At 59.4% G+C, this 25,176-nt stretch carries 26 protein-coding genes and 1 tRNA gene; 14 read left to right on the forward strand and 13 right to left on the reverse strand.

What is annotated here, in order from left to right; genetic code table 11:
- Positions 1-32: 32 nt before the first annotated feature.
- From mmsB to chvE, 3 genes are all read right to left on the reverse strand, one after another.
- The gene (gene mmsB / locus C7U61_RS13365) at positions 33-1,241 is read right to left on the reverse strand and encodes a multiple monosaccharide ABC transporter permease (protein WP_106998532.1); all 1,209 of its coding nucleotides are present in this window, start codon (positions 1,239-1,241) and stop codon (positions 33-35) included.
- The gene (gene mmsA / locus C7U61_RS13370; RefSeq protein ID WP_106998533.1) at positions 1,238-2,776 is read right to left on the reverse strand and encodes a multiple monosaccharide ABC transporter ATP-binding protein; all 1,539 of its coding nucleotides are present in this window, start codon (positions 2,774-2,776) and stop codon (positions 1,238-1,240) included. Before mmsA ends, mmsB begins: the two co-directional genes overlap by 4 nt.
- Before the next feature lie 104 nt (positions 2,777-2,880).
- Positions 2,881-3,945, reverse strand: a complete 1,065-nt coding sequence (gene chvE, locus C7U61_RS13375) for a multiple monosaccharide ABC transporter substrate-binding protein (RefSeq protein ID WP_106998534.1) — start codon at positions 3,943-3,945, stop codon at positions 2,881-2,883.
- 275 nt (positions 3,946-4,220) lie between these two features.
- Between chvE and C7U61_RS13380 the strand changes: the two genes are divergently transcribed.
- Positions 4,221-5,228, forward strand: a complete 1,008-nt coding sequence (locus tag C7U61_RS13380; RefSeq protein WP_106998535.1) for a LysR family transcriptional regulator — start codon at positions 4,221-4,223, stop codon at positions 5,226-5,228.
- Positions 5,229-5,299: 71 nt separating this feature from the next.
- A complete protein-coding gene (locus tag C7U61_RS13385; protein ID WP_106998536.1) occupies positions 5,300-5,767 on the forward strand; it encodes a hypothetical protein in 468 nt (155 codons plus the stop codon).
- Here the strand turns inward: C7U61_RS13385 and C7U61_RS13390 are convergent, their stop codons facing one another.
- Positions 5,768-6,028: a hypothetical protein gene (locus C7U61_RS13390; RefSeq protein WP_106998537.1), complete on the reverse strand. Its 261-nt coding sequence runs from the start codon at positions 6,026-6,028 to the stop codon at positions 5,768-5,770.
- A gap of 228 nt (positions 6,029-6,256) precedes the next feature.
- On the opposite strand from C7U61_RS13390, the gene iolG reads away from it, so the two are divergent.
- From iolG to C7U61_RS13410, 4 genes are all read left to right on the forward strand, one after another.
- Positions 6,257-7,249: an inositol 2-dehydrogenase gene (gene iolG, locus C7U61_RS13395; RefSeq protein WP_106998538.1), complete on the forward strand. Its 993-nt coding sequence runs from the start codon at positions 6,257-6,259 to the stop codon at positions 7,247-7,249.
- A 151-nt stretch (positions 7,250-7,400) separates the two neighbouring features.
- Complete coding sequence (locus C7U61_RS13400; RefSeq protein WP_106998539.1) at positions 7,401-7,715, forward strand: metalloregulator ArsR/SmtB family transcription factor; 315 nt, start codon at positions 7,401-7,403, stop codon at positions 7,713-7,715.
- The gene (locus tag C7U61_RS13405; RefSeq protein ID WP_106998540.1) at positions 7,712-8,071 is read left to right on the forward strand and encodes an SRPBCC domain-containing protein; all 360 of its coding nucleotides are present in this window, start codon (positions 7,712-7,714) and stop codon (positions 8,069-8,071) included. Before C7U61_RS13400 ends, C7U61_RS13405 begins: the two co-directional genes overlap by 4 nt.
- 45 nt (positions 8,072-8,116) lie before the next feature.
- The gene (locus tag C7U61_RS13410; protein ID WP_106998541.1) at positions 8,117-8,740 is read left to right on the forward strand and encodes an ATP-dependent Clp protease proteolytic subunit; all 624 of its coding nucleotides are present in this window, start codon (positions 8,117-8,119) and stop codon (positions 8,738-8,740) included.
- A 53-nt stretch (positions 8,741-8,793) separates the two neighbouring features.
- Here the strand turns inward: C7U61_RS13410 and C7U61_RS13415 are convergent, their stop codons facing one another.
- The gene (locus C7U61_RS13415; protein WP_106998542.1) at positions 8,794-10,035 is read right to left on the reverse strand and encodes an ROK family transcriptional regulator; all 1,242 of its coding nucleotides are present in this window, start codon (positions 10,033-10,035) and stop codon (positions 8,794-8,796) included.
- A gap of 223 nt (positions 10,036-10,258) precedes the next feature.
- Here C7U61_RS13415 and xylF point away from each other — a divergent pair, with 223 nt between their 5' ends.
- The 5 genes from xylF (at position 10,259) to C7U61_RS13440 (ending at position 14,673) form a co-directional block, all read left to right on the forward strand.
- Positions 10,259-11,299 carry a D-xylose ABC transporter substrate-binding protein gene (gene xylF / locus C7U61_RS13420; RefSeq protein WP_106998543.1) on the forward strand — a complete coding sequence of 347 codons (1,041 nt, stop codon included), beginning with the start codon at positions 10,259-10,261 and terminating at the stop codon, positions 11,297-11,299.
- A 284-nt stretch (positions 11,300-11,583) separates the two neighbouring features.
- A complete protein-coding gene (locus tag C7U61_RS13425; RefSeq protein WP_106998544.1) occupies positions 11,584-12,897 on the forward strand; it encodes a sugar ABC transporter permease in 1,314 nt (437 codons plus the stop codon).
- Positions 12,898-12,912: 15 nt separating this feature from the next.
- On the forward strand, positions 12,913-13,695 hold the full coding sequence (locus C7U61_RS13430) for an ATP-binding cassette domain-containing protein (protein ID WP_106998545.1): 783 nt from the start codon (positions 12,913-12,915) through the stop codon (positions 13,693-13,695).
- 161 nt (positions 13,696-13,856) lie between these two features.
- A tRNA-Arg gene (locus tag C7U61_RS13435) sits at positions 13,857-13,933 on the forward strand.
- Between the two features lie 251 nt (positions 13,934-14,184).
- The gene (locus tag C7U61_RS13440) at positions 14,185-14,673 is read left to right on the forward strand and encodes a hypothetical protein (protein WP_106998546.1); all 489 of its coding nucleotides are present in this window, start codon (positions 14,185-14,187) and stop codon (positions 14,671-14,673) included.
- Between the two features lie 3 nt (positions 14,674-14,676).
- Here C7U61_RS13440 and C7U61_RS13445 read toward each other — a convergent pair whose 3' ends face one another.
- The 4 genes from C7U61_RS13445 to C7U61_RS13465 all read right to left on the reverse strand — a co-directional run bounded on the left by C7U61_RS13445 (position 14,677) and on the right by C7U61_RS13465 (position 18,671).
- Positions 14,677-15,558 carry a DUF4238 domain-containing protein gene (locus C7U61_RS13445; RefSeq protein ID WP_106998547.1) on the reverse strand — a complete coding sequence of 294 codons (882 nt, stop codon included), beginning with the start codon at positions 15,556-15,558 and terminating at the stop codon, positions 14,677-14,679.
- A gap of 15 nt (positions 15,559-15,573) precedes the next feature.
- A complete protein-coding gene (locus C7U61_RS13450) occupies positions 15,574-16,392 on the reverse strand; it encodes a hypothetical protein (RefSeq protein WP_146143953.1) in 819 nt (272 codons plus the stop codon).
- A gap of 577 nt (positions 16,393-16,969) precedes the next feature.
- Positions 16,970-17,281 carry a hypothetical protein gene (locus tag C7U61_RS13460; RefSeq protein WP_106999097.1) on the reverse strand — a complete coding sequence of 104 codons (312 nt, stop codon included), beginning with the start codon at positions 17,279-17,281 and terminating at the stop codon, positions 16,970-16,972.
- A 289-nt stretch (positions 17,282-17,570) separates the two neighbouring features.
- The gene (locus tag C7U61_RS13465; protein ID WP_106998550.1) at positions 17,571-18,671 is read right to left on the reverse strand and encodes a porin; all 1,101 of its coding nucleotides are present in this window, start codon (positions 18,669-18,671) and stop codon (positions 17,571-17,573) included.
- 373 nt (positions 18,672-19,044) lie between these two features.
- Between C7U61_RS13465 and C7U61_RS13470 the strand changes: the two genes are divergently transcribed.
- Complete coding sequence (locus tag C7U61_RS13470) at positions 19,045-19,506, forward strand: cupin domain-containing protein (RefSeq protein ID WP_106998551.1); 462 nt, start codon at positions 19,045-19,047, stop codon at positions 19,504-19,506.
- Here C7U61_RS13470 and C7U61_RS13475 read toward each other — a convergent pair.
- Together C7U61_RS13475 and C7U61_RS13480 are read right to left on the reverse strand one after the other, a co-directional pair.
- Positions 19,503-20,021, reverse strand: coding sequence for a GNAT family N-acetyltransferase (locus tag C7U61_RS13475; protein WP_106998552.1), 519 nt, complete (start codon positions 20,019-20,021; stop codon positions 19,503-19,505). The genes C7U61_RS13470 and C7U61_RS13475 overlap by 4 nt on opposite strands.
- Positions 20,022-20,040: 19 nt before the next feature.
- Positions 20,041-21,036, reverse strand: a complete 996-nt coding sequence (locus C7U61_RS13480; protein WP_106998553.1) for a LysR family transcriptional regulator — start codon at positions 21,034-21,036, stop codon at positions 20,041-20,043.
- 120 nt (positions 21,037-21,156) lie between these two features.
- On the opposite strand from C7U61_RS13480, the gene C7U61_RS13485 reads away from it, so the two are divergent.
- Positions 21,157-22,557 carry an MFS transporter gene (locus C7U61_RS13485; protein ID WP_106998554.1) on the forward strand — a complete coding sequence of 467 codons (1,401 nt, stop codon included), beginning with the start codon at positions 21,157-21,159 and terminating at the stop codon, positions 22,555-22,557.
- A gap of 32 nt (positions 22,558-22,589) precedes the next feature.
- Here the strand turns inward: C7U61_RS13485 and C7U61_RS13490 are convergent, their stop codons facing one another.
- On the reverse strand, positions 22,590-23,861 hold the full coding sequence (locus tag C7U61_RS13490; RefSeq protein ID WP_106999098.1) for an RNA polymerase sigma factor: 1,272 nt from the start codon (positions 23,859-23,861) through the stop codon (positions 22,590-22,592).
- A gap of 31 nt (positions 23,862-23,892) precedes the next feature.
- Positions 23,893-24,285 carry a YciI family protein gene (locus C7U61_RS13495; RefSeq protein WP_106998555.1) on the reverse strand — a complete coding sequence of 131 codons (393 nt, stop codon included), beginning with the start codon at positions 24,283-24,285 and terminating at the stop codon, positions 23,893-23,895.
- A gap of 359 nt (positions 24,286-24,644) precedes the next feature.
- On the opposite strand from C7U61_RS13495, the gene C7U61_RS13500 reads away from it, so the two are divergent.
- Complete coding sequence (locus C7U61_RS13500; RefSeq protein WP_106998556.1) at positions 24,645-25,022, forward strand: VOC family protein; 378 nt, start codon at positions 24,645-24,647, stop codon at positions 25,020-25,022.
- Positions 25,023-25,176 lie beyond the last annotated feature (154 nt).

The following is a 25,176-nucleotide window of genomic DNA, read 5'->3' on the forward strand; positions in this document are numbered from 1 at the left end:
GTTTTAAAAGTCTCGGCTGGTCGCTTAGGCGATCAGCCCTTGTTCTTGTTGTAGACGTCGATGAACACGGCGGCGAGCAGCACCGCACCCTTGATCATCTTCTGGGAGTCCGTCTGGTAGCCGAGGATCGACATGCCCTGGTTCAGCACGCCCATGATCAACGCGCCGATAACGGCACCCGTCACCTTGCCGACACCGCCGGAAGCCGAAGCGCCGCCGATGAAGCAGGCTGCGATCACGTCGAGTTCGAGACCGTCACCGCCCTTCGCGGTTGCCGAATTCAGGCGAGTCGCGATGATGATGCCGGCGATGCTCGCCAGGATGCCCATGTTGATGAATGTATAGAAGGTCAGGCGGCGGGTATCGATGCCCGAGAGCTTCGTGGCTTTTTCATTACCGCCCATGGCGTAGATGCGGCGGCCGATCGTCGTGCGTTGCGTGGCGAAGCTGTAGAGCGCGATCAGAAGCAGCATGAGAACCAGAACGTTCGGCATGCCTCTGTAGGAAGAGATCTGATAGCCGATGAAGATAGTCGCAGCAGCAACCACCAGATTCTGGGCAAGGAAGAAGCTGAACGGCTCGACATCGATACCGTGCTTTTCATTGACGGCACGGCGCCGCCATGACAGCAGGAACATGACGATCGGAATGGCGACCGTCAGCAAAATCGACGTCGAATGGATACCGCCTATATCGGTGAAATCGGGAATGAAGCCCGTAGCGACGATCTGGAATGCCGGCGGAAACGGGCCGATGCTGCTGCCGTTGCCGGTCGTGTTGATGATGGCGTAGGTCAGGCCGCGGAAAACCAGCATGCCCGACAATGTCACGATGAACGACGGAATGCGGTGATAGGCGATGAAATATCCATGCCAGGCGCCGACCGCGGCACCCATCAGCAGGCAAAGGACCGTCGCGAGCGCGAGATTCATATGCATCTGCACGACCAGGACGCCGGCGACCGCCCCGACGAAACCGACGACGGAGCCGACGGAAAGGTCGATATGGCCCGCCACGATGACCAGCAGCATGCCGAGCGCCATGATGACGATGAACGAATTCTGCAGCACGATGTTGGTCAGGTTCTGCGGCCTGAAGAGAACGCCGTTCGTCAAATACTGAAACAGCAACATGATGACGACAAGCGCGATCAACATGCCGTATTCGCGGATGTTATTGCGGATGTGGTCGCCGATGGAAACGACGTGGCTGCTTTCTGTGGCTGGGTTGGCCGAACTCATTGTTGTTTCTCCCCTGAGCGCATGATAGCGCGCATGATGCTCTCCTGGCTTGCCTCTGCCTTTGGCAATTCGGCGACGATCCGGCCTTCGTTCATGACGTAGATGCGGTCGCAAGTGCCGAGAAGCTCGGGCATTTCCGATGAGATCATCAGAACGCCCTTTCCGTCGGCGGCAAGCTGGTTGATGATGGAATAGATTTCGTATTTGGCGCCGACGTCGATGCCGCGTGTGGGCTCATCGAGGATCAGAACGTCCGGATTCGAGAACAGCCATTTCGACAGCACCACCTTCTGCTGGTTACCGCCGGAAAGATTGCCCGCCTCCTGGAAGACGCCGGCCGAACGGATGCGCAGCTTGGAACGATAGTTTGTCGCCACCTGTAGCTCGCGCACGTCGTCGATGACGGTCGCCTTGGAAACGCCAAACAGATTGGCAAGCGTCGTGTTGTGCAGGATGCTGTTGGTCAGAACCAGGCCGAGCTGCTTGCGGTCTTCGGTCACATAGGCAAGACCGGCATCGATCGCCTTGCGCACCGTGCTGGTATCGACTGGCTTACCGTCCAGGAAGACTTCGCCGCTGATCTTGTGGCCATAGGATTTGCCGAAGACACTCATGGCAAATTCGGTGCGGCCTGCGCCCATCAGACCGGCAATGCCGACCACCTCGCCCTTGCGCACATTGATGTTGATATTGTGCAGCACTTGGCGATCGCGATGCTGCTGGTGGAAGGCGTTCCAGTTCTTCACTTCGAAGATCGTTTCGCCGATCGGCACCGAGCGCGGCGGATAGCGGTCGGCCAGCTCACGCCCGACCATGTTGCGAATGATGATGTCTTCGCTGATCTCTTCCTCATGACAATCCAGCGCCTTCACCGTCATGCCGTCGCGCAAGACAGTGATCTGGTCGGCCACCTTTCGCACTTCGTTGAGCTTGTGCGTGATGATGATCGAAGTGATGCCCTGATTGCGGAACTCCATGAGGAGATTGAGCAGCGCATCGGAGTCGTTTTCATTCAGCGATGCCGTCGGCTCGTCGAGAATGAGCAGCTTGACGCTCTTCGACAGGGCCTTGGCGATCTCGACGAGCTGCTGCTTGCCGACGCCGATGTCGGTTACGAGCGTGTTCGGAGATTCCTTGAGACCCACTTTGGAAAGAAGCTGTTTCGTCCGGCTGAAGGTTTCCTGCCAATTGATCATGCCATTGGCGACGATCTCATTGCCGAGGAAGATATTTTCGGCAATCGACAGAAGCGGAACGAGCGCCAGTTCCTGGTGAATGATGATGATGCCGATATCTTCGGAATCCCTGATGGTCTTGAACTGACGGACTGCCCCATCGTAATAGATATCGCCGTCATACGTGCCGGCCGGATAGACACCCGATAGCACCTTCATGAGGGTGGATTTGCCGGCTCCGTTTTCGCCGACCAAAGCATGAATCTCGCCCTGACGGACTTTCAAATTGACATTTTCCAAGGCGTTCACACCGGGGAACGACTTGGTTATGTTCCGCATTTCGAGAATGGTATTGTCCATTGTCCGTATCCAACGCCGCGATCGAACATAGCAGACCGCGCGATCGTCTTAAATATCAAAGCCAGGGCTCGCATTGAGCGAGCCCTGACCGCTATGTCGGAAGATTACTTCAGCTGATCAGCCTTGTAGTAACCGCTCTCGACGAGAACCTTTTCGTAGTTGGTCTTGTCGACTGCGACCGGGGTCAGCAGGTAGGACGGAACAACCTTGACACCGTTGTCGTAGGTCTTCGTGTCGTTGACTTCGGGCGTCTTGCCTTCCATCAGAGCGTTGACCATGTTGACGGTAACCTTGGCAAGGTCACGGGTGTCCTTGAAGATCGTGGAGTGCTGTTCGCCGGCGATGATCGACTTGACCGACGGGATTTCGGAGTCCTGACCGGTCACGATCGGCAGCTTCACGCCGCCGGAACCGTAACCGACGCCCTTGAGCGCGGAGAGGATACCGATCGACAGACCGTCATACGGAGACAGCACGGCATCGACGTGAGCGTCGGTGTAGTAGGCCGACAGCAGGTTGTCCATGCGGGCCTGGGCCGTTGCCGGATCCCAACGCAGCGTGCCGACCTTGTCCATGCCCATCTGGCCGGACTTTACGACCAGCTTGCCGCTGTCGATGTACGGCTTCAGGACCGACATTGCGCCGTCATAGAAGAAGAAGGCGTTGTTGTCGTCCGGAGAACCGCCGAACAGCTCGATGTTGAACGGGCCCTTGCCATCCTTGAGGCCGAGAGCGTCGACGATCGAGTTTGCCTGCAGGACGCCGACCTTGAAGTTGTCGAAGGTCGCATAGTAGTCGACGTTCGGGCTGTTGCGGATCAGGCGGTCATAGGCGATGACCTTGATGCCGGCGTCGTGAGCCTTCTGCAGAACGTCGGACAGCGTGGTGCCGTCGATCGAAGCGATGACGAGGACCTTGTCGCCCTTGGTGACCATGTTCTCGATCTGCGAGAGCTGGTTCGGAATATCGTCGTCGCCATACTGAAGGTCGGTGCCGTAGCCGGCAGCCTGGAGCTGCTTGACGATGTTGTTGCCGTCATCGATCCAGCGGGCCGAAGCCTTGGTCGGCATGGCGATGCCTACCGTGCCCTTGTCTGCCGCGAAGGCAGGTACCACCAGCGTAGCGACGCCGAACGCAGCGCCGGCCATCAATGAGATAATGGATTTCATTACTCTCTCCCTTGTTGAATAAATGCGGCGGACAAAAAATGCCCGCCCGAAACTGCGGCAGGTTCCGTAGAAGGAATGATTTACTTCTAATTGTGAGAAACGAAGTAGGTCTCCTCCACGCTCTCACGGTTTATGAGCTGTACCCAGCGCACAATCGGCAAACTCGTACGATTTCGTATAACTGTCAAATAGAATAACTGGCTAAACATATACCAACTTTGATATAATGTTAAAAAATAGTACTTTTTTGCCGATGAAGGGGAAAATTGGCCGCTATGGAGAAAATATATAACGATTATTTCAGCGACGGCATTGAGATTCATTCCGACAATTTTCGCGACGATGCGTTGTTGAAAGCCGGTTTGAAGCTCAATCACCTGCGGATGATCGTCACGATCGAGGATCACGGGCAAATTTCCGCGGCCGCCGAGTCCATGAACATGTCACAACCTGCGGCTTCACGCATGCTCTCAGAAATGGAGTCGATTGTCAAAAGCCCGCTTTACGAGCGTGTCGCCAGAGGCGTCGTCTTGACCCCTTTCGGCCTCGCCTTGGCCAAGCGGGCACGCAAGATCCTGCTGGAGCTGCGCGAGGCGGGCCGGGAGCTTGGCGCCTTGCGGACGGGCAAGGGCGGCTCGGTCTTTCTGGGGGCGGTAACCGCGCCGGCAATCAGCCTTGTCGTCCCGGCGATCCAGCGCGTGACGCGCACCTATCCCGGCATAGAGATCAATATCGAGGTGGAAAACAGCAATGTGCTCGCGCGCGAGCTACTGGCGGCCCGCCACGACTTCATCATCAGCCGCATCCCGGACGATCTCAATCCGCGCCTGTTCACCGCCCACGAGATCGGCGTCGAAAAAGCCTGCCTGGTGGTTCGCAACGGACATCCGCTGCTTGAAAAAGGTGTGGCCAGCCTGCACGATTTAGCCGGTTACGACTGGGTATTCCAACCGCCGGGCACATTGCTTCGCCGCAAGGTGGAAGACATTTTTCTGGCCTCCGGCGTGCCCCTGCCCGAAAACGTCATCAACACCTCGTCCCTGCTGCTGACGCTGGCGGTGGTCTGCAAGACGGATGCGATCGCGCCGATTGCGCTCGACATGGCGCAATTCATTTGCGGACAAACGTCCCAGGCGGGCGAATCCTCGATCCTGCCGATCGATTTCGACATCGACGTCAGGCCCTACAGCCTCATCACCGCCCGCGAACGCGCGATGCCGCCGAGCGCACGGCTGCTGCACGACATGATCCTGGAAGAAAGCCGGCATCTCTCGCCGACATGAACGAAGAACGGTTGCCGCCATAAGCTCCACGCCAACTTGCGCTCCTATGACGCTTGGCGTGGAGACCACGCATGCTGTTCAAACAATCATTGTTTCAATCCGTGCTCGATCGCTTCGACAGCGAAGAGGAGCCTGCGGAACAGGAAGAGGCCGCGCATCGCATCCGCGGCCTGAACGTCAGCTTTGCCGCAACGGTGCCGGGAGGCGAAACACCGGACGCACATCGTCCGGACGAAGCCTACCGCGACAATCTCGGCGACCCCATCATCCTGCCGAAGCCGGAGCCGGAATCGGCGCCGCAAGAGCCGAAGCCGCCGGTCATGCCAAAGCATCTGGCACGAACGTCACGGGAAGAAGTCGCCGCCGAACTCGCACTCACCTCCGACCTCACGCGCGAAGCCCTGCAGGAAAAGCGCCGCAGCTTCGCCAAGGCCAATCACCCGGACGGCGTCGCAGCCCCCTTCCGCGAACAGGCGACGACCCGTATGACGCTCGCCAATCAGCTGATCGACGAAGCCATACGCCGCCTCCGACGATGATTATTTGCCTTCGGAGGGCGGCTCATCATTTTCGGCAGCATCGTCCCGCGCGGTCGCATCGCTCTCTGCCGCAGGCGGTTGCGGCTTGAAATTCAGAAGCAGCATCCAGGCCGAATAGGCGCCGAGCGCACCCGAAAGCATTGCCCAGAATGGCTGCGAGCCGAGCGTTTCGACGGCTGCCCAGCCAAAGCAGACGGCCACGATGAGAATGCGCACCCAAAGCGGCTTGTAGATGGGATGGCTGGGATCGATCAGTTGCATGGGTCTCTTTGCCTGTTCAAGAAGACATGTCTTTAGCGCATCATCGGGAAAATTGTGAAGTCATCCGCATAAATAAGCTTTCGAATCCGGATTTCGGCTAAGTGATGTGGATGCGGAATTTTCAGAATTGTGAAGTCCGGGCGGCTTGACGACGTCGCCGGAAAATGGAATGAAAATTCCACAGTGATTGATGTTCGGTCTATTTATTCCGAATCCAGGGAGGTAATCATGACTGTCAGATTTGGTCTGCTCGGCGCCGGACGCATCGGTAAGGTGCATGCGAAAGCCGTCAGCGGCGATGCCAACGCCAAGCTCGTCGCCGTTGCGGATGCCTTTCCGGCGGCTGCGGAAGCAATTTCGGCCGCCTATGGCTGTGAAGTACGTACCATCGAGGCGATCGAGGCCGCCAAGGATATCGATGCCGTCGTCATCTGCACGCCGACCGATACCCATGCCGATCTGATCGAGCGCTTCTCCCGCGCCGGCAAGGCTATCTTCTGCGAAAAGCCCGTCGATCTCGACGTCGCCCGCGTCCAAGCCTGCATCAAGGTCGTCAACGAGACCAAGGGCAAGCTGATGGTCGGTTTCAACCGCCGCTTCGACCCGCATTTCATGGCTGTCAAGAAAGCCATCGACGAAGGCCGCATCGGGACGGTCGAGATGGTGACGATCACCTCGCGCGATCCTGGCGCGCCCCCGGTCGACTACATCAAGCGCTCCGGCGGCATCTTCCGCGACATGACGATCCATGACTTCGATATGGCGCGTTTCCTGCTCGGCGAAGAACCGGTCGCCGTCACTGCAACGGCCGCAGTTCTGGTCGACAAGGCGATCGGCGAAGCCGGCGATTACGACAGCGTTTCCGTCATCCTCCAGACGGCATCGGGCAAGCAGGCGATCATTTCCAATTCGCGTCGCGCCACATATGGCTACGATCAGCGCATCGAAATTCACGGCTCGAACGGCCTGGTCTCCGCTGAAAACCAGCGTCCCTTCTCCATCGAAGTCGCCAACGGTGAAGGCTATACCCGCCCGCCGCTCCATGATTTCTTCATGACGCGCTACACCGAAGCCTATGCCAATGAGATCGCAAGCTTCATCGCCGCTATCGAAAAGGGCACCGCCATCACACCATCGGGCGCCGATGGTCTTGCCGCCCTGAAGCTGGCGGATGCCGCGCTGCAGTCGGTCAAGGAAGGCCGGCTGATAAGGATCGACTAAGTCCTCTCCATTCCCCAGGGAATGTGATCCTCCCGAAAGTCCGCCGCGATCTCCATTGCGGCGGACTTTTCTTTTGGCGCATCCGGAGCACCCGAACAGACTTGGATCGAAATCTCTTGCGAATCACATAAGTCCATGCTTATTTGTTTCCATGATAGAGAATGAGATATTCAAGGCTTTGGCCGATCCGACCCGCCGCACGATTTTCGAGAAGCTGGCGGCAGGCGGCATGAATGCCAGTGCCCTGCGCGAAGGTATCGACATCAGCCAGCCGGCCATGTCCCAGCATCTTGCGGTTCTGCGGAGTGCCGGGCTGGTCAGGGAAGAACGACAGGGACGTTTCGTGAACTACGAAGTCGATCCGGAGGGACTTGCCCTCATCGCCCGCTGGCTGGCGAAATACCGCGCATACTGGCCCGCCCGCATCGAAGCTCTCAAGGTATTGCTGAAGGACATGGATCAATGAACAATCTCAAGATCCCCGAGCGAAAGAACGGTATCGAGCTGGAATACCAGCTCAGCGAACCGCCGCAGAAAGTCTGGCGTGCAATCAGCACCCCTGAGCTTCGCCAAAACTGGTTGCCGCAGGACGCCTTGGCCAATCCCGAGGCGATAGCGGTCACGCCGGGTAAAGAGGTCCGCTACAGGCTGCGGGACGATGTACCGCCCTTCCTCGAAAGCACCGTGACTTTCAAAATATCTTCGAACGCAAACGGCGGCACGAGCCTGCGCATCATCCACGAGCTCGACGATGCGCGGCTTCGCGAAACGGAAAAAACTGCGGCGAACACGAACAGCCTGACCGTCATGCGCGCTGCCTGACGGCGTCGAATACACCTCAAATTTCAAGAACATTGGAGTTCGCCGATGCGCGAAGCGATGCAACTCGTCCCTATGGTCGTCGAACAGTCCAGCCGAGGGGAGCGATCTTTCGATATCTACTCCCGCCTGTTACGCGAGAGAATCATCTTCCTGAATGGCGAGGTGAACGATGACGTCTCGGCCCTCGTCTGCGCGCAATTGCTGTTTCTCGAGGCCGAAAATCCCAAGAGACCGATCCATCTCTACATCAATTCGCCGGGCGGCGTGGTGACCAGCGGTCTCGCGATGTATGACACCATGCATTACATCCGGGCGCCGGTGCATACGCTATGCATGGGAACCGCCCGTTCGATGGGCTCATTCCTCTTGATGTCGGGCCAGCCGGGCGAGCGCACCGCGCTTCCAAATGCCAGCATCCATATTCACCAGCCATTGGGTGGTTTCCAGGGACAGGCATCGGATATCTTTATCCACGCGGAGGAAATGAGGCGAACGAAGCATCGCATGACGCGGCTTTACGCCGAGCATTGCGGACGCTCCTACGAAGAATTCGAACGCGCCATGGACCGCGACCACTTCATGACGGCGGAAGAAGCTCTGGAATGGGGGCTGATCGACCGTATTCTTCGGGTCCGCGAAGACGAGCGGCCTCTGGGCCCGGCAGATTGATTAGGACAATACCCTGCGGCCAAGCGCATGGCCACGCCCTGCGCCCACACCTCTCAACCCGCCTGGCCGCGCAGTTCGACGACCGAGGCCCCCCTCTTCACGATATCATTGTCGATGATCGAAAATGCGCGGTTCAGATGCCCTTCGAAGACGAGCGTCGGCTCGTCGGCGATGACTCGCAGCTCCGGCATGCCCTCCATGCGCACGACATGCGATTCCGCCAGGCCTTCGATGATGCCCTCGATCAGAAGATCGTAGTAGCGGACCCCGGGGCCGGTGATGACGATCGGCATCCGCTCATGCAGGCTCAGGACACGCGAAAGGCCGTTGCCCAGCGCCAGTCCGGCCTGGCGGAAGGCCAGCACGTTGCGGCGCCCTCCGTGGCGCGCGCTCGCGGCGATCTTGTCGAGCTCGGCGATCGGCACGAACTTCGCCGGGATCGTGTCGAGCGGCACGTCGAAGGCCGTGCGCAGCATGGCATAGAAACCGGCATAGGCCTCGATGCAGCCGCGCGCGCCGCAGCGGCAAAGACCGCCGCCGGGCACATGCATCATATGCCCAAAATTGGGCGCCGATATATGATGGTCGCCCTCATGTTCCCGGCGCACGATGCCGAGCCCGATACTATGGCCGAGCGATAGCGCCGCCAGCGAGCGGAAATCGCCCCGCGTGCTGATTTCTTCCTGCCGTCCAAGGGCTGCGGCCACCAGCAGGGTTTCATTGCCGAGAACGACCTGCGCGGACCAATCGTCGCGCAGCACGGCGGCAAAATCGATCTCGTCGTGCCCGAGGATCGGAGACCAGCGCAGCACGGGCGCCGAAGCATCGACCAGCCCCTTGCTGCTGATCGAGATCATCAGCACCTTGTCGCGCGGCAATTGCGATCGGGTGACAATACGGTTCAAACCATCGCGCAAGGCGGCCACGAAGCGCTCCACTCCCGCAACGTTCTGCTGCCTGTCCTCGGTAAAGCGGTCGATCAGACGACCGGCAAAATCGACGAGGGAATATTGCACCGCATCCGACGAGATGACGACGACGATCAGATAGCCGCAATCCCGCCGCTGCGAAAACAAGACGCGCGGCCGCCCGCGGCCGCTGGCAGGCTGCTGCTCCGCCTTTTCGATGATCTGCGCCCGCTCGAGATCGGCGGTGATGACCGATACGGTCGCAGATGAGAGCCTGGTGAAATCAGAGAGTTCGGTATGGGCGAGCGGGCCATGCCGGCGCAGCGCCGACAAGACCAAGGCGCTGTTCTTTTGACGGACCAATTCGGTGCTCGATTTGGCCAGCATCGGCAAACTCCCTGCTCATTCAACCCTCCTTCTCCGCAGCCCTGATAGCTTTTTCGGACGACCGATGAAAGCTGGTGGCGCGGGTGTTGACAGCTGAAAAAATCTCTGACACTAAATTTCTCGACTGTCGAGAAAAAAGTCCAAAACTTTTCTTGTCAGCGTTTTCGCCGCGGCCGACGGGAGTTCAGGATACGTGCGGTCGCATTCACTCGGGAGGATTCACATGAAAGCTTTCATCAAGCTGGCTGCGGGCGCGGCCATCGTTTTGACCATGCAGACGGCCGCCTTCGCCAAGGATCTCGTCGTCGGCGTTTCCTGGTCGAATTTCCAGGAAGAGCGCTGGAAGACCGATGAAGCAGCCATCAAGAAGGCTCTGGCAGCCGCCGGCGCCAAGTATATTTCCGCCGACGCCCAGTCGTCCGCTTCCAAGCAGCTGACCGACGTCGAATCGCTGATTTCGCAGGGTGCCAACGCCCTCATCATTCTGGCACAGGATTCCGACGCCATCGGCCCGGCCGTCGAAAAGGCCGCCGATGAAGGCATCCCGGTTGTCGGCTACGACCGACTGATCGAAAATCCGGCCGCCTTCTACATCACCTTCGACAACAAGGAAGTGGGCCGTATGCAGGCTCGCGAAGTCCTGAAGGCGAAGCCGGCTGGCAACTACGTCTTCATCAAGGGCTCGTCGTCCGACCCGAACGCCGACTTCCTGTTCTCCGGCCAGATGGAAGTGCTGAAGCCCTCCATCGACGCCGGCAAGATCAAGAACGTCGGTGAAGCCTATACGGACGGCTGGCTGCCGCAGAACGCGCAGCGCAACATGGAGCAGTTCCTGACCGCCAACAACAACAAGGTTGATGCGGTCGTCGCCTCCAACGACGGCACCGCCGGCGGCGCAGTCGCTGCTCTCGACGCCCAGGGTCTTGCCGGTTCCGTGCCGGTTTCCGGCCAGGACGCCGACAAGGCAGCACTCAACCGCATCGCGCTCGGCACGCAGACCGTTTCGGTCTGGAAGGACTCGCGCGAACTCGGCAAGCGCGCCGCCGAAATCGCCATCGACCTCGCCAAGGGCAAGACGATGGATCAGATCTCCGGCGTACAGACCTTCAACGGTGGCCCGAAGCACGTCGCCATGAAGTCGGTCTTCCTGACCCCGATCCCGATCACCAAGGATAACCTGAACGTCGTCATCGACGCAGGCTGGATCAGCAAGGCTGAAGCCTGCCAGGGCGTCAAGGCCGGCAGCGTCGCTGCCTGCAAGTAAGCAAGGCTTGACCCGAAGATAATGCCGACGCCGCAAGGGGTTTTCCGTTGCGGCGTCGAGTGCGGATAAGAGGCCCGCAGCTCCGCCAAGAATGGAGACGCAAGCCTTCCCGCATGTGTTGCGTCATTGCATATCCGACCGGCCTGCCGGATGGCGGTCGTGGAACCGGGGAGAGACCGGATGGGCGAGCGATGACGTCTATTGTGACCAGCGCGGATACTGCCCAGCGATCAAGAAAGAACATTCGCGGGCCTGCGCCCAACAAGTGGGAGAACGGCAAAGCGATGGCCGACATGACACATTCCACAACATCGAGCGGTCCGCGCAAGGCAGAGGAAGGTGCGTTTACACGCTTCCTGCGCGCGACCGAAATCGATACGCGCCTGCTTGGCATGATCGGCGCGCTGCTGATCATCTGGATCGGCTTCGACGTCTATACCGGCGGCCTCTTCCTGACCCCCAGAAACCTCTGGAATCTTTCCGTTCAGACCTGCGAGATCGCCGTGCTGGCGACGGGCATGGTGCTCATCATCGTCACCCGCAACATCGACCTTTCGGTCGGTTCCCTGCTCGGCTTCATCGCCATGATCATGGGCGTCATCCAGGCAAAGTACCTGCCGACCTATCTCGGCTTCGACAGCTCCTGGACCTGGGTCATCACGCTGATCTGCGGCCTCGTCATCGGTACGCTGCTCGGCACCTTTCAGGGTGTCATCATCGCTTTCCTGAATGTCCCCTCCTTCATCGTTACCCTTGGCGGCCTTCTCGCCTGGCGCGGCCTCGCCTGGTACGTCACCAGCGGTCAGACGGTCGCTCCGCTCGACGCCACCTTCCGTATCATGGGAGGCGGCGCCGAAGGTTCGATCGGTGCGACATGGAGCTGGATCCTCGGGGTACTCGCCTGCGTATTCATCGTTCTCGGCATTATCGGCGGACGCCATCAGCGCAAGCGCTTCAACTTTCCGCGCCGGCCGCTCTGGGCGGAATATTTCCTCGCCATTCTCGGCTCCGCCCTCGTCCTCGTCACGATCTACGTCTTCAACATCTATTACTGGCCAACCGGTATCGCCAAGAAATACGCGACCGAGCACAATATCCCCTGGCCGGAAACCGGCCTCGATATCCCCTACGGCATCGCCGTGCCTGTGCTGATCGCCGTCGGCATCGGTATCATCATGACCTTCATCGCCACCCGCCTGCGCTTCGGCCGCTACGTCTTCGCGATCGGCGGCAATCCGGAAGCAGCGGAACTCGCCGGCATCAAGACCCGCTGGGTGACGGTGCGCATCTTCGCGCTGATGGGCCTGCTGGCAGCCGTGGCCGCCGCCATTTCCACCGCCCGTCTGAATGCCGCCGCCAATTCGCAGGGCACGACCTACGAGCTCTTCACCATCGCTGCGGCCGTCATCGGCGGCACGTCGCTTGCCGGTGGCAGCGGCACGATCGCCGGCGCCATGCTCGGCGCCCTGGTCATGCAGTCGCTGCAATCGGGCATGGGGCTCGCCAATGTCGATACGCCGATCCAGAACGTCGTCGTCGGCGTCGTCTTGGTGATCGCCGTCTGGCTCGACATCGTCTACCGCTCGCGCGCCAAGTAAAAGGAATTCTGAACCATGACGGATCAAACCACTCCGCTTGTGGAAATGAAGAACATTTCCATCTCCTTCGGCGGCATCCACGCGGTCGACAACGCCTCGGTGGACCTTTACCCCGGCGAAGTCGTCGCTCTGCTCGGCCATAACGGCGCCGGCAAATCGACGCTGATCAAGATTCTCTCCGGCGCCTACAAGCGCGACAGCGGCGATATCCTGATCAATGGCGAACCTGCCGATATCCGCACCCCGCGCGACGCCAAGAAATACGGCATCGAGACGATCTACCAGACGCTTGCCGTCGCCGACAATGTCGACGCCGCCGCCAACCTCTACCTCGGCCGCGAGCTGCAGACCCGCTGGGGTACGCTCGATGACGTCGCGATGGAAGCCAAGGCGCGTGAGGTCATGGGGCGCCTCAACCCCAACTTCAAGCGCTTCAAGGAGCCGGTGAAGGCGCTTTCCGGCGGCCAGCGCCAGTCGGTGGCGATCGCCCGCGCTATCCTCTTCAACGCCCGCATCCTGATCATGGACGAGCCGACGGCGGCACTCGGCCCCCAGGAGACGGCGCAGGTCGGCGAGCTGATCAAGCAGCTGAAGAAGGAGGGCATCGGCATCTTCCTCATCAGCCACGACATCCACGACGTCTTCGACCTTGCCGACCGCGTGTCGGTCATGAAAAACGGCCAGGTCGTCGGCCACGCCCGCACGGAAGACGTCACCAAGGACGAAGTGCTCGGCATGATCATCCTCGGCAAGGTGCCGCCAAAGGCCACCCCCGGCCCCGGCGCCATGAAGGAATGAGGCGATACCGCCCATGACAGCAAGGCCGCGCGCCCAAAGGCGCGGCCTTATCCCAACAAAACGTCCGATCTCACGCTTTCCTGAATTTTCCGCATTGAAGCCAAACCTTTCCTGGGCTAAGAACCAGCCATCGGACAGGCGATTCAAAACCGCCAAGGCATGCACCCGTAGCTCAGCTGGATAGAGTGTTGGATTCCGATTCCAAAGGTCACAGGTTCGAATCCTGTCGGGTGCGCCATTTTCCAAGTGTCCATTCTGGACACATAGGTTACGGTTTATTCCTGAGACTGTGGCGCGGCGCGACCTTTGGCGCAGATCGGGCTCAGCTTTGGCACGGCAAATCTGGTCGCTAACTGTGGCGCGGCGGCACCTTCTGGACGGACTGGCGTTAGCTTCAGGACAGAAAATTGAATCGCCAACGCTGGTGCAGCGCGCTATCGATACCTCTCTACGGTGTGCTTAATCAGCACTACCCGCGGGGGATTTTTCATGAACATCAAGCGTGGTCTCTTCAGGCTTTGGTTGGTTCTTTCGGTGATTTTTGCCGGGCTCGTTTTTCTGATTACATGGTCGAGCATGAGAGCGGAATTCGACCGCGCGGCCTTAACCAAATACGTGGCCAACGCCAACGCCCCAGTGGTGGTGCCGGTTATGTGTGGAGAAGCCAGAGGGACGGCGAACGTCGATTACACCACAGAAAAGCGCCTTGCAAAACCAAACCCCTACGACATCTGCTGGTATGACATTCCAAAGTACCGGACGTTTTACCCTGAAGACAGTGCCCTGTCCGACACCGACCTCTCTGACCGGCTCCATTGGCAGATGAATATTCCCATCAATCATTTAAAACCGCCCCATCCGTGGAACAATCTCGCCCGCATCGTCTCGCTCGCATTCGGGTTCCCTCTTGCGGTTCTGCTCCTAGGTTGGTGGTTTATGTGGGCGTTCTCCGGCTTCAGTCGTAAGCCAGAGGCATAAAAGTCATTTCACTTGCGGTAGCGGCTGAAAGTAGTCACGCTTGCCCATTCGCTGCTTCACAAGCTGCGAACCGTTTTCATTCAGAGCATATACCCATCTTCGCCCCTGACCGATCACTGGGTCGTTCGCCTGACGGACGATCTTGCCAACCGCCTGAGCGCGAACCGTCTTCGATATGTCGTCTGTCATAAAGCCGAGAAACAGTTTGGTTGGGCTGATTGGAATACCAAAATGGCCATCACGACGACCAAGACCATTCGTCATGAAAAGTGGATGGTCTGAGGTCATTAGGCGCCGTTGAACCGCACCTGTGTCAAGCACCCACCATCTTGCCTGCATGAGCATCTTTAAGACGAATTCATTCTGAATCATCTGTGTGGCAGCGATGATCGCGCTCCGTTCCAACGATTTCGGATCTTCGCCCTTGAGCCATTCTGCCAACGTTTCAGGCCAGTTCTGCTCACGGGCGCCGCTGTAACGCTCTAGCAAGTCCGCAGAAGGGTTGTCCCAGTACGCGCGCATGATTTCCTTAAAAAGATGGATTTGGTCAGGCGTCCTCAGCATCAACGATAGGAGGAAACGCGCCCACGCGAACCGCAGTTCGCCATCAGGAATGACACCATTCAACAGCAAATTGCGCGCTAGGCTGGCCTTGTTATCGACCGCGCCCATGAATATTTGCTCGACGTTTTGCCGGGTCTCCTTGGATGCGCCTGGGAGCGTGTAAAGATTTTCCTCGTATCCAGTCTCATTCAAGCCACGACGCTTGATTTCGAGACGCGGGCGAAGCTCATCCTTACGCTGTTCCCGCCTATATTCCAGAAGCTTATGGTCGTTTCCGAGCCATTCTCGAAGATAGAACTTTGGAATATAGTGGTGTTTCAAACGGGTTCCATTCGATCACGGGAAATAGATGCCGGCAACGGCAGCGGCGGGCTTAATGACGTTATAGGCAGCCTTTAGTTCCGGAACGAACTTGATCGCCTCCGCGAATCCTTTGATTACGCTCGCAATCTTGATCTTGTTTGGCTTGGGCTTCTGGACTTCGGCAAGCGCGTCCTCGACAAGCTCTTTGATCTCGTCTGCGTCGACTGGCGTCCCAGCGGGCAGCACGGCCAAGTGATCGAGCGAAGCCTTCAGCGCATTCGCAAGCGCGGTGGCCGCATTGGTGTCGATTGTAGTTGCGACGTTGATCTGGTTCCCGTTACCGGTGTTGAGGACATTACCGTCGCCGTTGATCGTGATGCCTGGTTGGTGTGCCGTGGGTTTCATGTTCTCCGAAGCCGCGATGAGGAGTTGGACCTCGGCTTTCGCGCGGGCGAACTCATGTTGAAGCGCCTTCTCGATGATGTCCATTCCGGCTTGCATTGCATTGGCCGGGAGCTCGGAGCGGAAAACGGCGCAGCCCTTAACGATGGCCTTAACGGCGATCGACGAATTCTCCGCCTGCGATCCTACTTCCGATAGGAACAGTTGCCCAGACTCTCGATCGATCTCAATGCCATTTGCGGTCATCGTCCTGGAAAGCTGTTCCCATGCCTGACGGCATCTGGCCGTGAGCGAAACGGCGCCAGCTTCGCAAGCGAGCTGGATCGTGCCCCCGGAGACAAGAGTTCCACGCGCGGCGGCCTGGTGCTCAATCGCCCTGATCTCACCGTGCAATTGTTTGTCCAAACTTGCGTACTCGACCCGCAACAAATCGTAGAATGTATTCAACATCTCTGTCGGCAAGTTGTTTATCATCGGATCAGCCCTGTTTCCCGACCAAGTACCATGCCACTCATAAGAGCATCGAACAATATTTGCTGGAAAACCGAGAGGCGCGTGTAAATTAACAAAAGAAGAGATGGCGCGGGTTGCATGAGGTGAGCCCCTGGCCAAAGCTATCTCTTTGCACTATAGGAAGGGTTTGCCTCCAAGCATTTATGCCGTCGCGGTTACGGCGCGTACCGCAACGACCGCTCGTTTTTCGGGCGACCATATTGCCTCTCAATTAGTCCGATTCCGGCTCTTTCATCTGGCGTTCGCCGGCAGGCACCATCTGCGAGGTATAGACCTCGGCCAGCGTCTCCCGGGCTATGAGGAACGGCTCAAGTTATGCCGCCAGCCGATCAACGCCGGCGGCGTAACGTTGGACTTTGGCCTGCAGAAATTCGATTTGATTCTTGAGGGATTTGACGAGCGCAGAGCAAAGAAGAGCGAAGTACCGATCATCTTAGCGATCACCCGACGACAGGATAGATCTCCCGCCGCAGCGACGTTCTTTTAGGCGCTAGTTAGCCTCCGTCCCACCACCTCAATGGTTCTTGTTCGGCCCCTTGCCGGTCGCAAAGCTGCAGGTCTTGATCTTGCAACTGGGGTCGTCGCTGGTGGGCACGCTGGCGCTGGCCATGGCACCTTGCCCGAGGCACGCCATCGAATTCGATACCGTCCGGCTGTACATCATCAAGCCCGGATGGTGTGAGGGGTATCTCAGCACGATAGACCCTTCCTGGGCCATCTTTTCATGCACGGCTGCGCAGGTCATCGATTTGGAATTGTAGGCCGACATGGCCACCGCGTTCGTGGAGAACATTCCGATTGCTGCAAGGATGATGATCGTCTTCATGGGGCTTCCTTTGGTCGCGCGAAGGGCGCTATCGAAAATGAGATAGTCGTTGATGAGCATTGGATTTATGACAGTGAACCGACTTCCCTTTATCGGCTGTTTGACCACTGCCAAGGGTGACCCGGGCGCCCGTTTGGGTACGATTGCGCTGGGGATCACTATGCACCGCATGGTGCCTGCCGGCAGGATGCGATGCGGACGGAGATTTAGAAATCCTCCGTCAAGATAGATGGGGCCCGATAAGAAGACCGGGCCTTATTTCTGTGAAGATCAGCCTGGACGAAAAGCCTCAGAAGGTCCGTTCGAAGCGCAGGATGCCCGAGAAGCTATCGTCGCTCGGCAGATCGTAATGAACGTAGGTGAACTCCGGCTCGATGAGCAGGTTCTTGACCGGGTTGAATTTGACGTTCGTGGTCGCTTCGAAGATCTTGGAGTCGGTATAGGCGAGCTGAACGTTCCACTTCAGCTTGTCATTGATCGGGACGCCGACGCCGCCCCAGACTGCCCAGTCACCCCAGCCGCAATCCGCGCCGTGAACGACGCCGTCGGAGGTCGTGCAGGCCGAGACGTTCTGGTTCGAGCCGGCATATTGGTTGAGCTTGTCGCCGTCGGTATTCCAGCCGCCCATCAGGAAGGCGGAGAAGACGCCGAAATCGGCATCGATACGCGCCTTGATGGCACCTTCTTCGACGATGGAGTCATAACCGCCGACGACACGGAACTGCCAGGCACCGGCCTTGTAGCCGAGACCGGCAACCACGTTCGGAGCGTAATGGTCGCTCTTGGAGAGCTGCCAGCTGCCGCCATAGGCGCTGGTCGTCGTTCCCGAATTGCTGTCTTCGAGCGAGATGACGCCCGTGAAGCCCGTGCCGCTGTCGTAGTTGTAGGTGAGCTGGTTCAATTCATATGGGCCGTCATAGATGACGTCGTCCTGGATCACATCGCCGGCGTAGCCGATAAACTGGTTGTATTGAGAATCGGTCTTACCGACGGTGAAGCCGCCGAGGGTAATGTAGGCCCAAAGCAGGTTCGTGCCGGTAGAGCCACCATCGTTCCAGTCCCAGCGCACGATGGTTTCGGTCTTCAGCGGACCATATTCGGTGTCGGTTGCGGTATTGAGGTTGAGCTCGGCGCGGGTATGCCACTTGGTACCGAAGCTGCTGGCGCGATTGTAAGGATCTTTCCACTGGCCTTCGGTGCGGACCTTGCCGCCGACCCTCAGGCAGGTCTCCGTGCCGGGTATGAAGAAGTAGCCGGCGCCGAAAGCGTCGCAGATGCGGACATATTCCAGCGGCTCCGGCTCTGCGGCAACGATGGCATCGGCCGCATGCGCGCCGGATACGATGCAGAGGGCAGCGGCAGAACCGATAAGCAAGCTCTTGATGTTCATGGTAACTCCATCCGTCGAATGAACTTGCGCGATGGACGAACCTGGGGGTCGCTCGACATCAAGTTCCAGTACCTAATACGAAGCACAAGCTTCACTTCGATTAATAAGCTGCATTTAGTATTTTGCTTTTACAAGGGCTTGGAGAGGTCCCAAAACATATGTGACAGCACCTACATATGCCGTGTTGCGCAAACGTCGCACATGTGTATGAACGATGACAGCGACGTAACAAATAGATGACAAAGCGAGGCAACTGACGGCTCAATTGCCATGCTGTCGCGCAATACACCGCTGGACTGAAAGCGATAAGTCTTGCTAGACTTCAAACGACAAGCAACCCATTCATCCATCGCAAATCGCAGGCAGGATCGTCATGCCGAAGATCGATATTGCAGCTATACCCGAGATCAAGGGCACGCGTTATCCCGCTCCGTTTAATGAACCCTGCGCCGAGCGCATACGTCAGCGGCTGGGCGATGCAGGCGGCCTCACGGATTTCGGCATCAACCTCATGCGGCTGCCGCCGGGCAATTGGTCGAGCCAGCGCCACTGGCATTCGGAGGAGGACGAATTCATCTATGTGCTTGAAGGCGAACTGACGCTGATCGAGGATGATGGCGAGACCGTGCTGCGCGCGGGTGATTGTGCCGCCTTCCCGAAAGGCTCGGGCAACGGCCATCACATGATCAACAAGTCGAGCGCCATGGCAATTTATCTGGAGGCGGGCACACGTTCGCCGACGGACATCATCACCTGTTCGGATGTCGATATGATGAGCTCCAGCACCGATGGCCGCTTCGTGCACAAGGACGGCTTGCCCTATCCGGACGGCTAAGCGCGTTCGTCGACGTCAGCCGCTCTCATCTCATAGGAAAGCAGATGAGTGGGTGCTCCGTGCAGCATGACTTCACGCTCGAAACGGAAGCCGCATTTTTCCAGCACGCGCCGCGAAGCGATATTGACGGGGCGCACAAGCCCGATCACGCGCCTCGCCTGCAGATCGTTGCCGGCAAAAGCCAGCGCCTCGGTCACCAGCTCCGTCGCATAGCCGCTTCCCCAGTGATCGGGATGCAGATGATAGGAGAGATTAAGCCCCTCGAATTCCGTTGACACGGTAACACCTCCGAAACCGATCAGTTGTCCCTCCGCTTCGATAGCCCAACGCCCGAACCCATGCAGGCGCCAGTGTGCCCGGTCACGGGCCAGACGCCGAGCACTCTCTTCGGGAGAATCCGGTTTCGGATCGGGCCTGTGAGCGACCAGTTCCGGCCGTAAGAACAGGGCCGTGAGGAAGTCGATGTCCCGCTCTTCCGGCTTCCGCAGGGAAAGGCGTGAGGTATGCCGGATCATGGCGCCTCCGCTCGAAGGGTCAAACAGCTTCTGCGAGTTCAGGCGGATCGTAGCAGCAGGCATCCGTGGAAACACCCATGCGGCACCCGCTGGCCTCGAGCGCTTCCTTGACGACCTCAACGAAAAGGCGGCGGAACCATACCGAACGGCTATCGGCCTGATCGACGCGGCGATAGAGCATCGTCACCGGATCGGCGGGCAGCTCGAACGGCGGCTCCGAAATCGTCAGGTCGTGCAGCTGCGCCATACAGCGGGCAATGGCTTCGGGAACCGTCGCAATGGCTGGGATGGCCCGGAGCGTCGGCGGCAGTGCGGAAAAGCGGGGAACCGTCGCCACGACCTGACGGCGATGGCCGAGGCGCGCAAGCGCGACGTCGACGCCGGTGGATATGGCGCCTTCCACCGAAACGGTGACATGCGGCGCGCTGGCGAAATGCTTCAGGCTCAGCGGCGCCGCGCATTTGAGATGCCGGCCATCGTAGATGCAGAGCGAAGCCTGTTCGAAAAGCGGCGCGCGAACATGCCAGGAGACCGGTTCGTCATGCACGGAGATGCTGAAGTCAATGGCGCCCTCGTCCAGCAGCCGCACGGCATCACGCCGGTCGAAGGCAATGCTGGTCAGCCGGGCATTCGGCGCGAGCTGGCGCAGCCGCGCCACCAGCGGCCCGAAGAAAGACGATTCGAGATTGTCACAGAGCCCGATACGGAACTCGCCATGCCAGTTTTCCGGATCGAAGGCTGCCGGCGGGCGGATGGCGCGTTCAATGCCGGAGAGTGCATCCTCGATCGCCGGCGCAATCGCCAACGCCCGCGGCGTCGGCTGCAGGCCGCGTCCGACCCGCACGAACAATTCATCATCCAGCGTCTCGCGCAGCCGGCGGAGCGCCGCGGAAAGACCCGGCTGGCCGAGCAGCAGGCGCTCGGCCGCGCGGCTGACATTCCGCTCCTGCATCAGCACGGAAAAGGCGAGCAGCAGATTGAGATCGATCTTTCGAAGTATCGCATCATTCATCATCGTCAGTAATACCTGACATGGTTACTATCAATTTGCAATAGGGTTTGAAGATGTACATTTTCTCGTTCCCTGCCGTTTTCAACCTCCCAAAAGATGGCAGTCTAGAAAGGAACGATCCCGATGACTTCTTCCCAAACCCGAAGCGGGGCGGGATTGGCGTTGCTGCTGCTATGCGCCGCCAATTTCCTCGACGCCATGGACGTCTCCACCATTGGTGTGGCCCTGCCCGCAATTCAGAAAGAGCTCGGCATGCAGGCGACCTCGCTGCAATGGGCCGTCAGCGCCTATGTGCTCGGCTACGGCGGCTTCCTGCTGCTCGGCGGCCGCGTTGCCGATCTCTTCGGCCACCGTCGCGTCTTCCTCTGGTCGCTCGGCGTCTTCGCCGCCGCCAGCATCGCCGGCGGTTTCGTCGATAGCGCACCGACGCTGATCGCCGCCCGCCTGATCAAGGGCATTGCCGCGGCCTTCACGGCGCCGGCGGCACTCGCCCTCCTTCTCTCCGTCTTTGGAGAAGGCAATGCGCGCGCCAAGGCGCTCGGCGTCTTCTCCTCCACCGGCGCTGCCGGCTTCGTGCTCGGCATGGTGCTGGGTGGAGCGGCAACCCTCATCAGCTGGCGCGCGACGCTTGTCATGGGCGCTCCCATCGCCATTCTGGCGTTGATCGTCGCTCCGCTGGTCCTGCCTGCCGATCACAAGCGAAGCGGCCCACGCGCCCGCTTCGATTGGGCCGGCGCCCTGACGATCACTCCCGGCCTGCTCCTCTTCGTCTTCGGCGTCACCAATGCCGCCGCCGATGGCTGGCAGGCCTTCGCAACCTGGGGCTCGCTCCTTGCCGCGCTGATCCTGATCCTGTTGTTCCTGGTCGTCGAGTCGCGCCATCACGATCCGATGGTGCCGCTCGCCATGTTCCGCCGCACCAAGCTTAGCCATGCCAATGCCATCGCCGCGCTGTACCAGGGAGCCTATGTCGGTTTCCAGTTCATCGCGACGCTCTATTATCAGACCGTCATCGGCTGGTCGGCCTTTGCCACAGGCTTCGCCTTCGCCATCGGCGGCACCTGCGTGATGTTCCTGGCACCGCGCTTTGCAACGATCGGCCAGAGCCGCGGCACGACCCTGCTCATGACCTTCGGCGTGGGATTGCAGGCCATCAGCTATCTCTTCTGGGTGCTGTCGGCCGGACATATCGATACGATGGTGCTCGTCGCCATCTCGCAGCTCCTGCTCGGCGTCGGCTATGCCATGACCTATCCGTCGATCCAGGTCGCGGCCCTCTCCGATGTCGGCGACGATGAATCCGGTCTGGCTTCAGGCATGCTGTTTGCCTCCTTCCAGATCGGCGGCGGCATCATTCTGGCAGCAACCTCGGCCGTCTTCAGTGCAGCTCCGAACTTCGGCTGGAACCCCTACGTCGCCGGCATCGGTTTCGTGACGATCCTCGCGGCCGCCATCACGCTGCTCGCAGCCGTCGGCCCGCGTTCGTCCGCCGTCAGGGCCGCAAATTATCAGGCTGCGGAATAGTTCAAAGCAAGATGGCCCGCCCGACCGGCGGGTCACCCCCTCTCCGCGCGGGCAGCTTCGCCGGCGCGGCGCAGCAGGAGATCACGCTCCCTCTGATTTTCAGCAAGCGCGGCTGCCGTCTCGAAGGCATGCCGCGCTTCATCGTATCGGCCGAGCCTGTAAAGAAGATCGCCGCGAACGCTCGGCAGAAGATGATAATCCTTCAATGCAGGCTCGTCGCGGAGGCTTTCAATGATATCAAGCGCCGCCCCGGGACCTGCCGCCATCCCGACCGCAACCGCGCGATTGAGTTCGACGATCGGGGACGGAACGAGGCCGGCGAGCTCCGCATAGAGATCGGCGATCCGCCTCCAGTCGGTTTCATCGGCCGTTCTTGCCCTTGCGTGACAGGCGACGATCGCGGCTTGCAAGGCATAAGCTCCGCCGGCACCGCCGAGTTCATGCACCCGCATCAGCGCTTTCAGGCCGCGTTGGATCTGCAGCCGATCCCAGAGGCCGCGATTTTGATCCAGCAGCAGAATCGGATTGCCGTCGGCATCCGTCCTGGCCGCTGAACGGGATGCATTCAGCTCCATCAGGGCCAGCAATGCATGTGCCTCCGGTTCCTGCGGCGCCACGGACGTCAAGATTCGCCCAAGCCGCAGCGCTTCGCCGCACAATTGCAGCCGCATCCAATTCTCGCCGCGCGCCGCCGTATATCCCTCGTTGAAGATCAGATAGACCACCTCCAGCACCGAGGCGAGACGCTGTGACAGCTGCTCGCCGTGCGGCGTCTCATAGGAAAGCCCGGATTCCGACAAGGTCTTCTTGGCGCGGACGATACGCTGGGCGATCGTTGCCTCCGTCACCAGAAACGCTCTGGCGATTTCCTCGGTCGTCAGACCGCAGATCATCCGCAAGGCAAGCGCCACCCGCGCCTCGCGTGAGATCAACGGATGACATGCCGTAAAGATCAGGCGCAGCATCTCATCGCCGATATCGTCGTCGAGGGGAGTGTCTAGATCGGGCATGATCTGCTCGTCCTCCTCCATTTCGCGAACGATCATCTCGTGTTTCTGGTCCAACATCCGACGCCGCCGCAAATGATCGAGCGCCCGGCGCCTGGCCGTGGTCATAAGCCATGCGCCAGGCCGCTCGGGGATGCCGGTCTCCGGCCATCGTTCCAAGGCGGCAACAAGTGCTTCCTGTGTCAGATCTTCAGCCAGCGGTACGTCGCGCAGCAGTCGCGACAAGCTGGTGATAAGCCTCGGCTGCTCGATCCGCCAGACGGCCAGGATCGCCTGATGGGCGCCGGCGGCTGTCAAGGCCGCCTGCCCTGATGACAGATTGAAAGCATCATGCCCTTGCTTCGGCGAGCGGGTCGCACACACCGTCGGCATTTGGCTCGAAGTAGGCGCGCACCTCGCATGTGCCTTCCCAGCCTGGCATGAAATCCTTGTGCAGCTGCATGAACTCGACCGCCAGCGCCACGGCCTCCTCCTTGCTTTGCAGCTCGAAGATCGCATAGCCGCCGACGACCTCCTTGGCCTCGACGAAAGGACCGTCGACCACGCTCAATTTGCCATCCTTGATGGTGACGCGGGCGCCCGTCGCAAGCGGCATCAGCCCCGCCGTATCGATCATGCGGCCGGCTTTGATTTCCCGATCGGCAAGCTTGTGCATGGCCTCGGCAAGCTCCGGCGTCGGATGCATGAAATCCTTGGCGGTGACGATAGACATGAAACGCATGGAAAGTGTCCTCCGGAAGCCAGGTACCGGCACCATTGCCGCTCTACTAACCCGCTCATATTGACGACGAAGCAACTCTCTGGAAATCGACAGTCGTTGCGAAAAATTTAGATCACAGCCAAACAGCAGTAAATCCGAGGCCCGATCCGGTTATCTCAGCGGAACGGCAGCATCCCACCGCCTCATAGATGAAGCGCTTGGATCAAGCGACCCGACGATCCCTTTCTTCGTTTTGTTGACTTCCCATGATCGTTGCAAGATGGTGGGGCCAACTCGACCCCGCGGACTTTCGAAAGCGCGCTTCCCCACGAGCAGGCCTTCCGCAAGCTTCGCAGACAACACGGCAGGAGCTTGTTTTCATGTTCGACCATGTTTCGATCGGCGTCAAAGAGCTGGCGCGGGCGCAGAAATTTTATGATGCGGCGCTTTCTCCTCTTGGCTACGAGCGCGTCACCAACTTCGACGGCACGGTCGGATATGGTGCGGAGCGTGCGCAATTCTGGGTGAGCGAGGTGGAGCGTCCCGTTCCCGCCGATCGCGGTTCCGGCCTGCATTTCTGTTTCGTGGCGCCAAGCCGGGCTGCCGTCGACGCCTTCCATGCCGCCGGCATCGCCAATGGCGGCGAAGACAACGGCAAACCCGGCATCCGGCCGGACTACAGCCAGTTCTACTATGCCGCCTTCGTTATCGATCCCGACGGCTACCGGCTGGAAGCCTATTTCAAGACGGGCGAATAGATCGCCGCGCGCGACGCGATCGGGATGCCCTCGAAAGACTTTCCCGATCATTGACCTTCAGCCTGCCTTAAGGCTTCTATCATAATAGTCGCTCGATTGTGACTTCCTGACGCCCTCAACGCGGACGGGCATTCATTTGGAACGTGTTTAGACA

It is taken from the genome of Rhizobium sp. JAB6, from assembly GCF_003024605.1.
Taxonomy (GTDB): Bacteria; Pseudomonadota; Alphaproteobacteria; order Rhizobiales; family Rhizobiaceae; genus Rhizobium.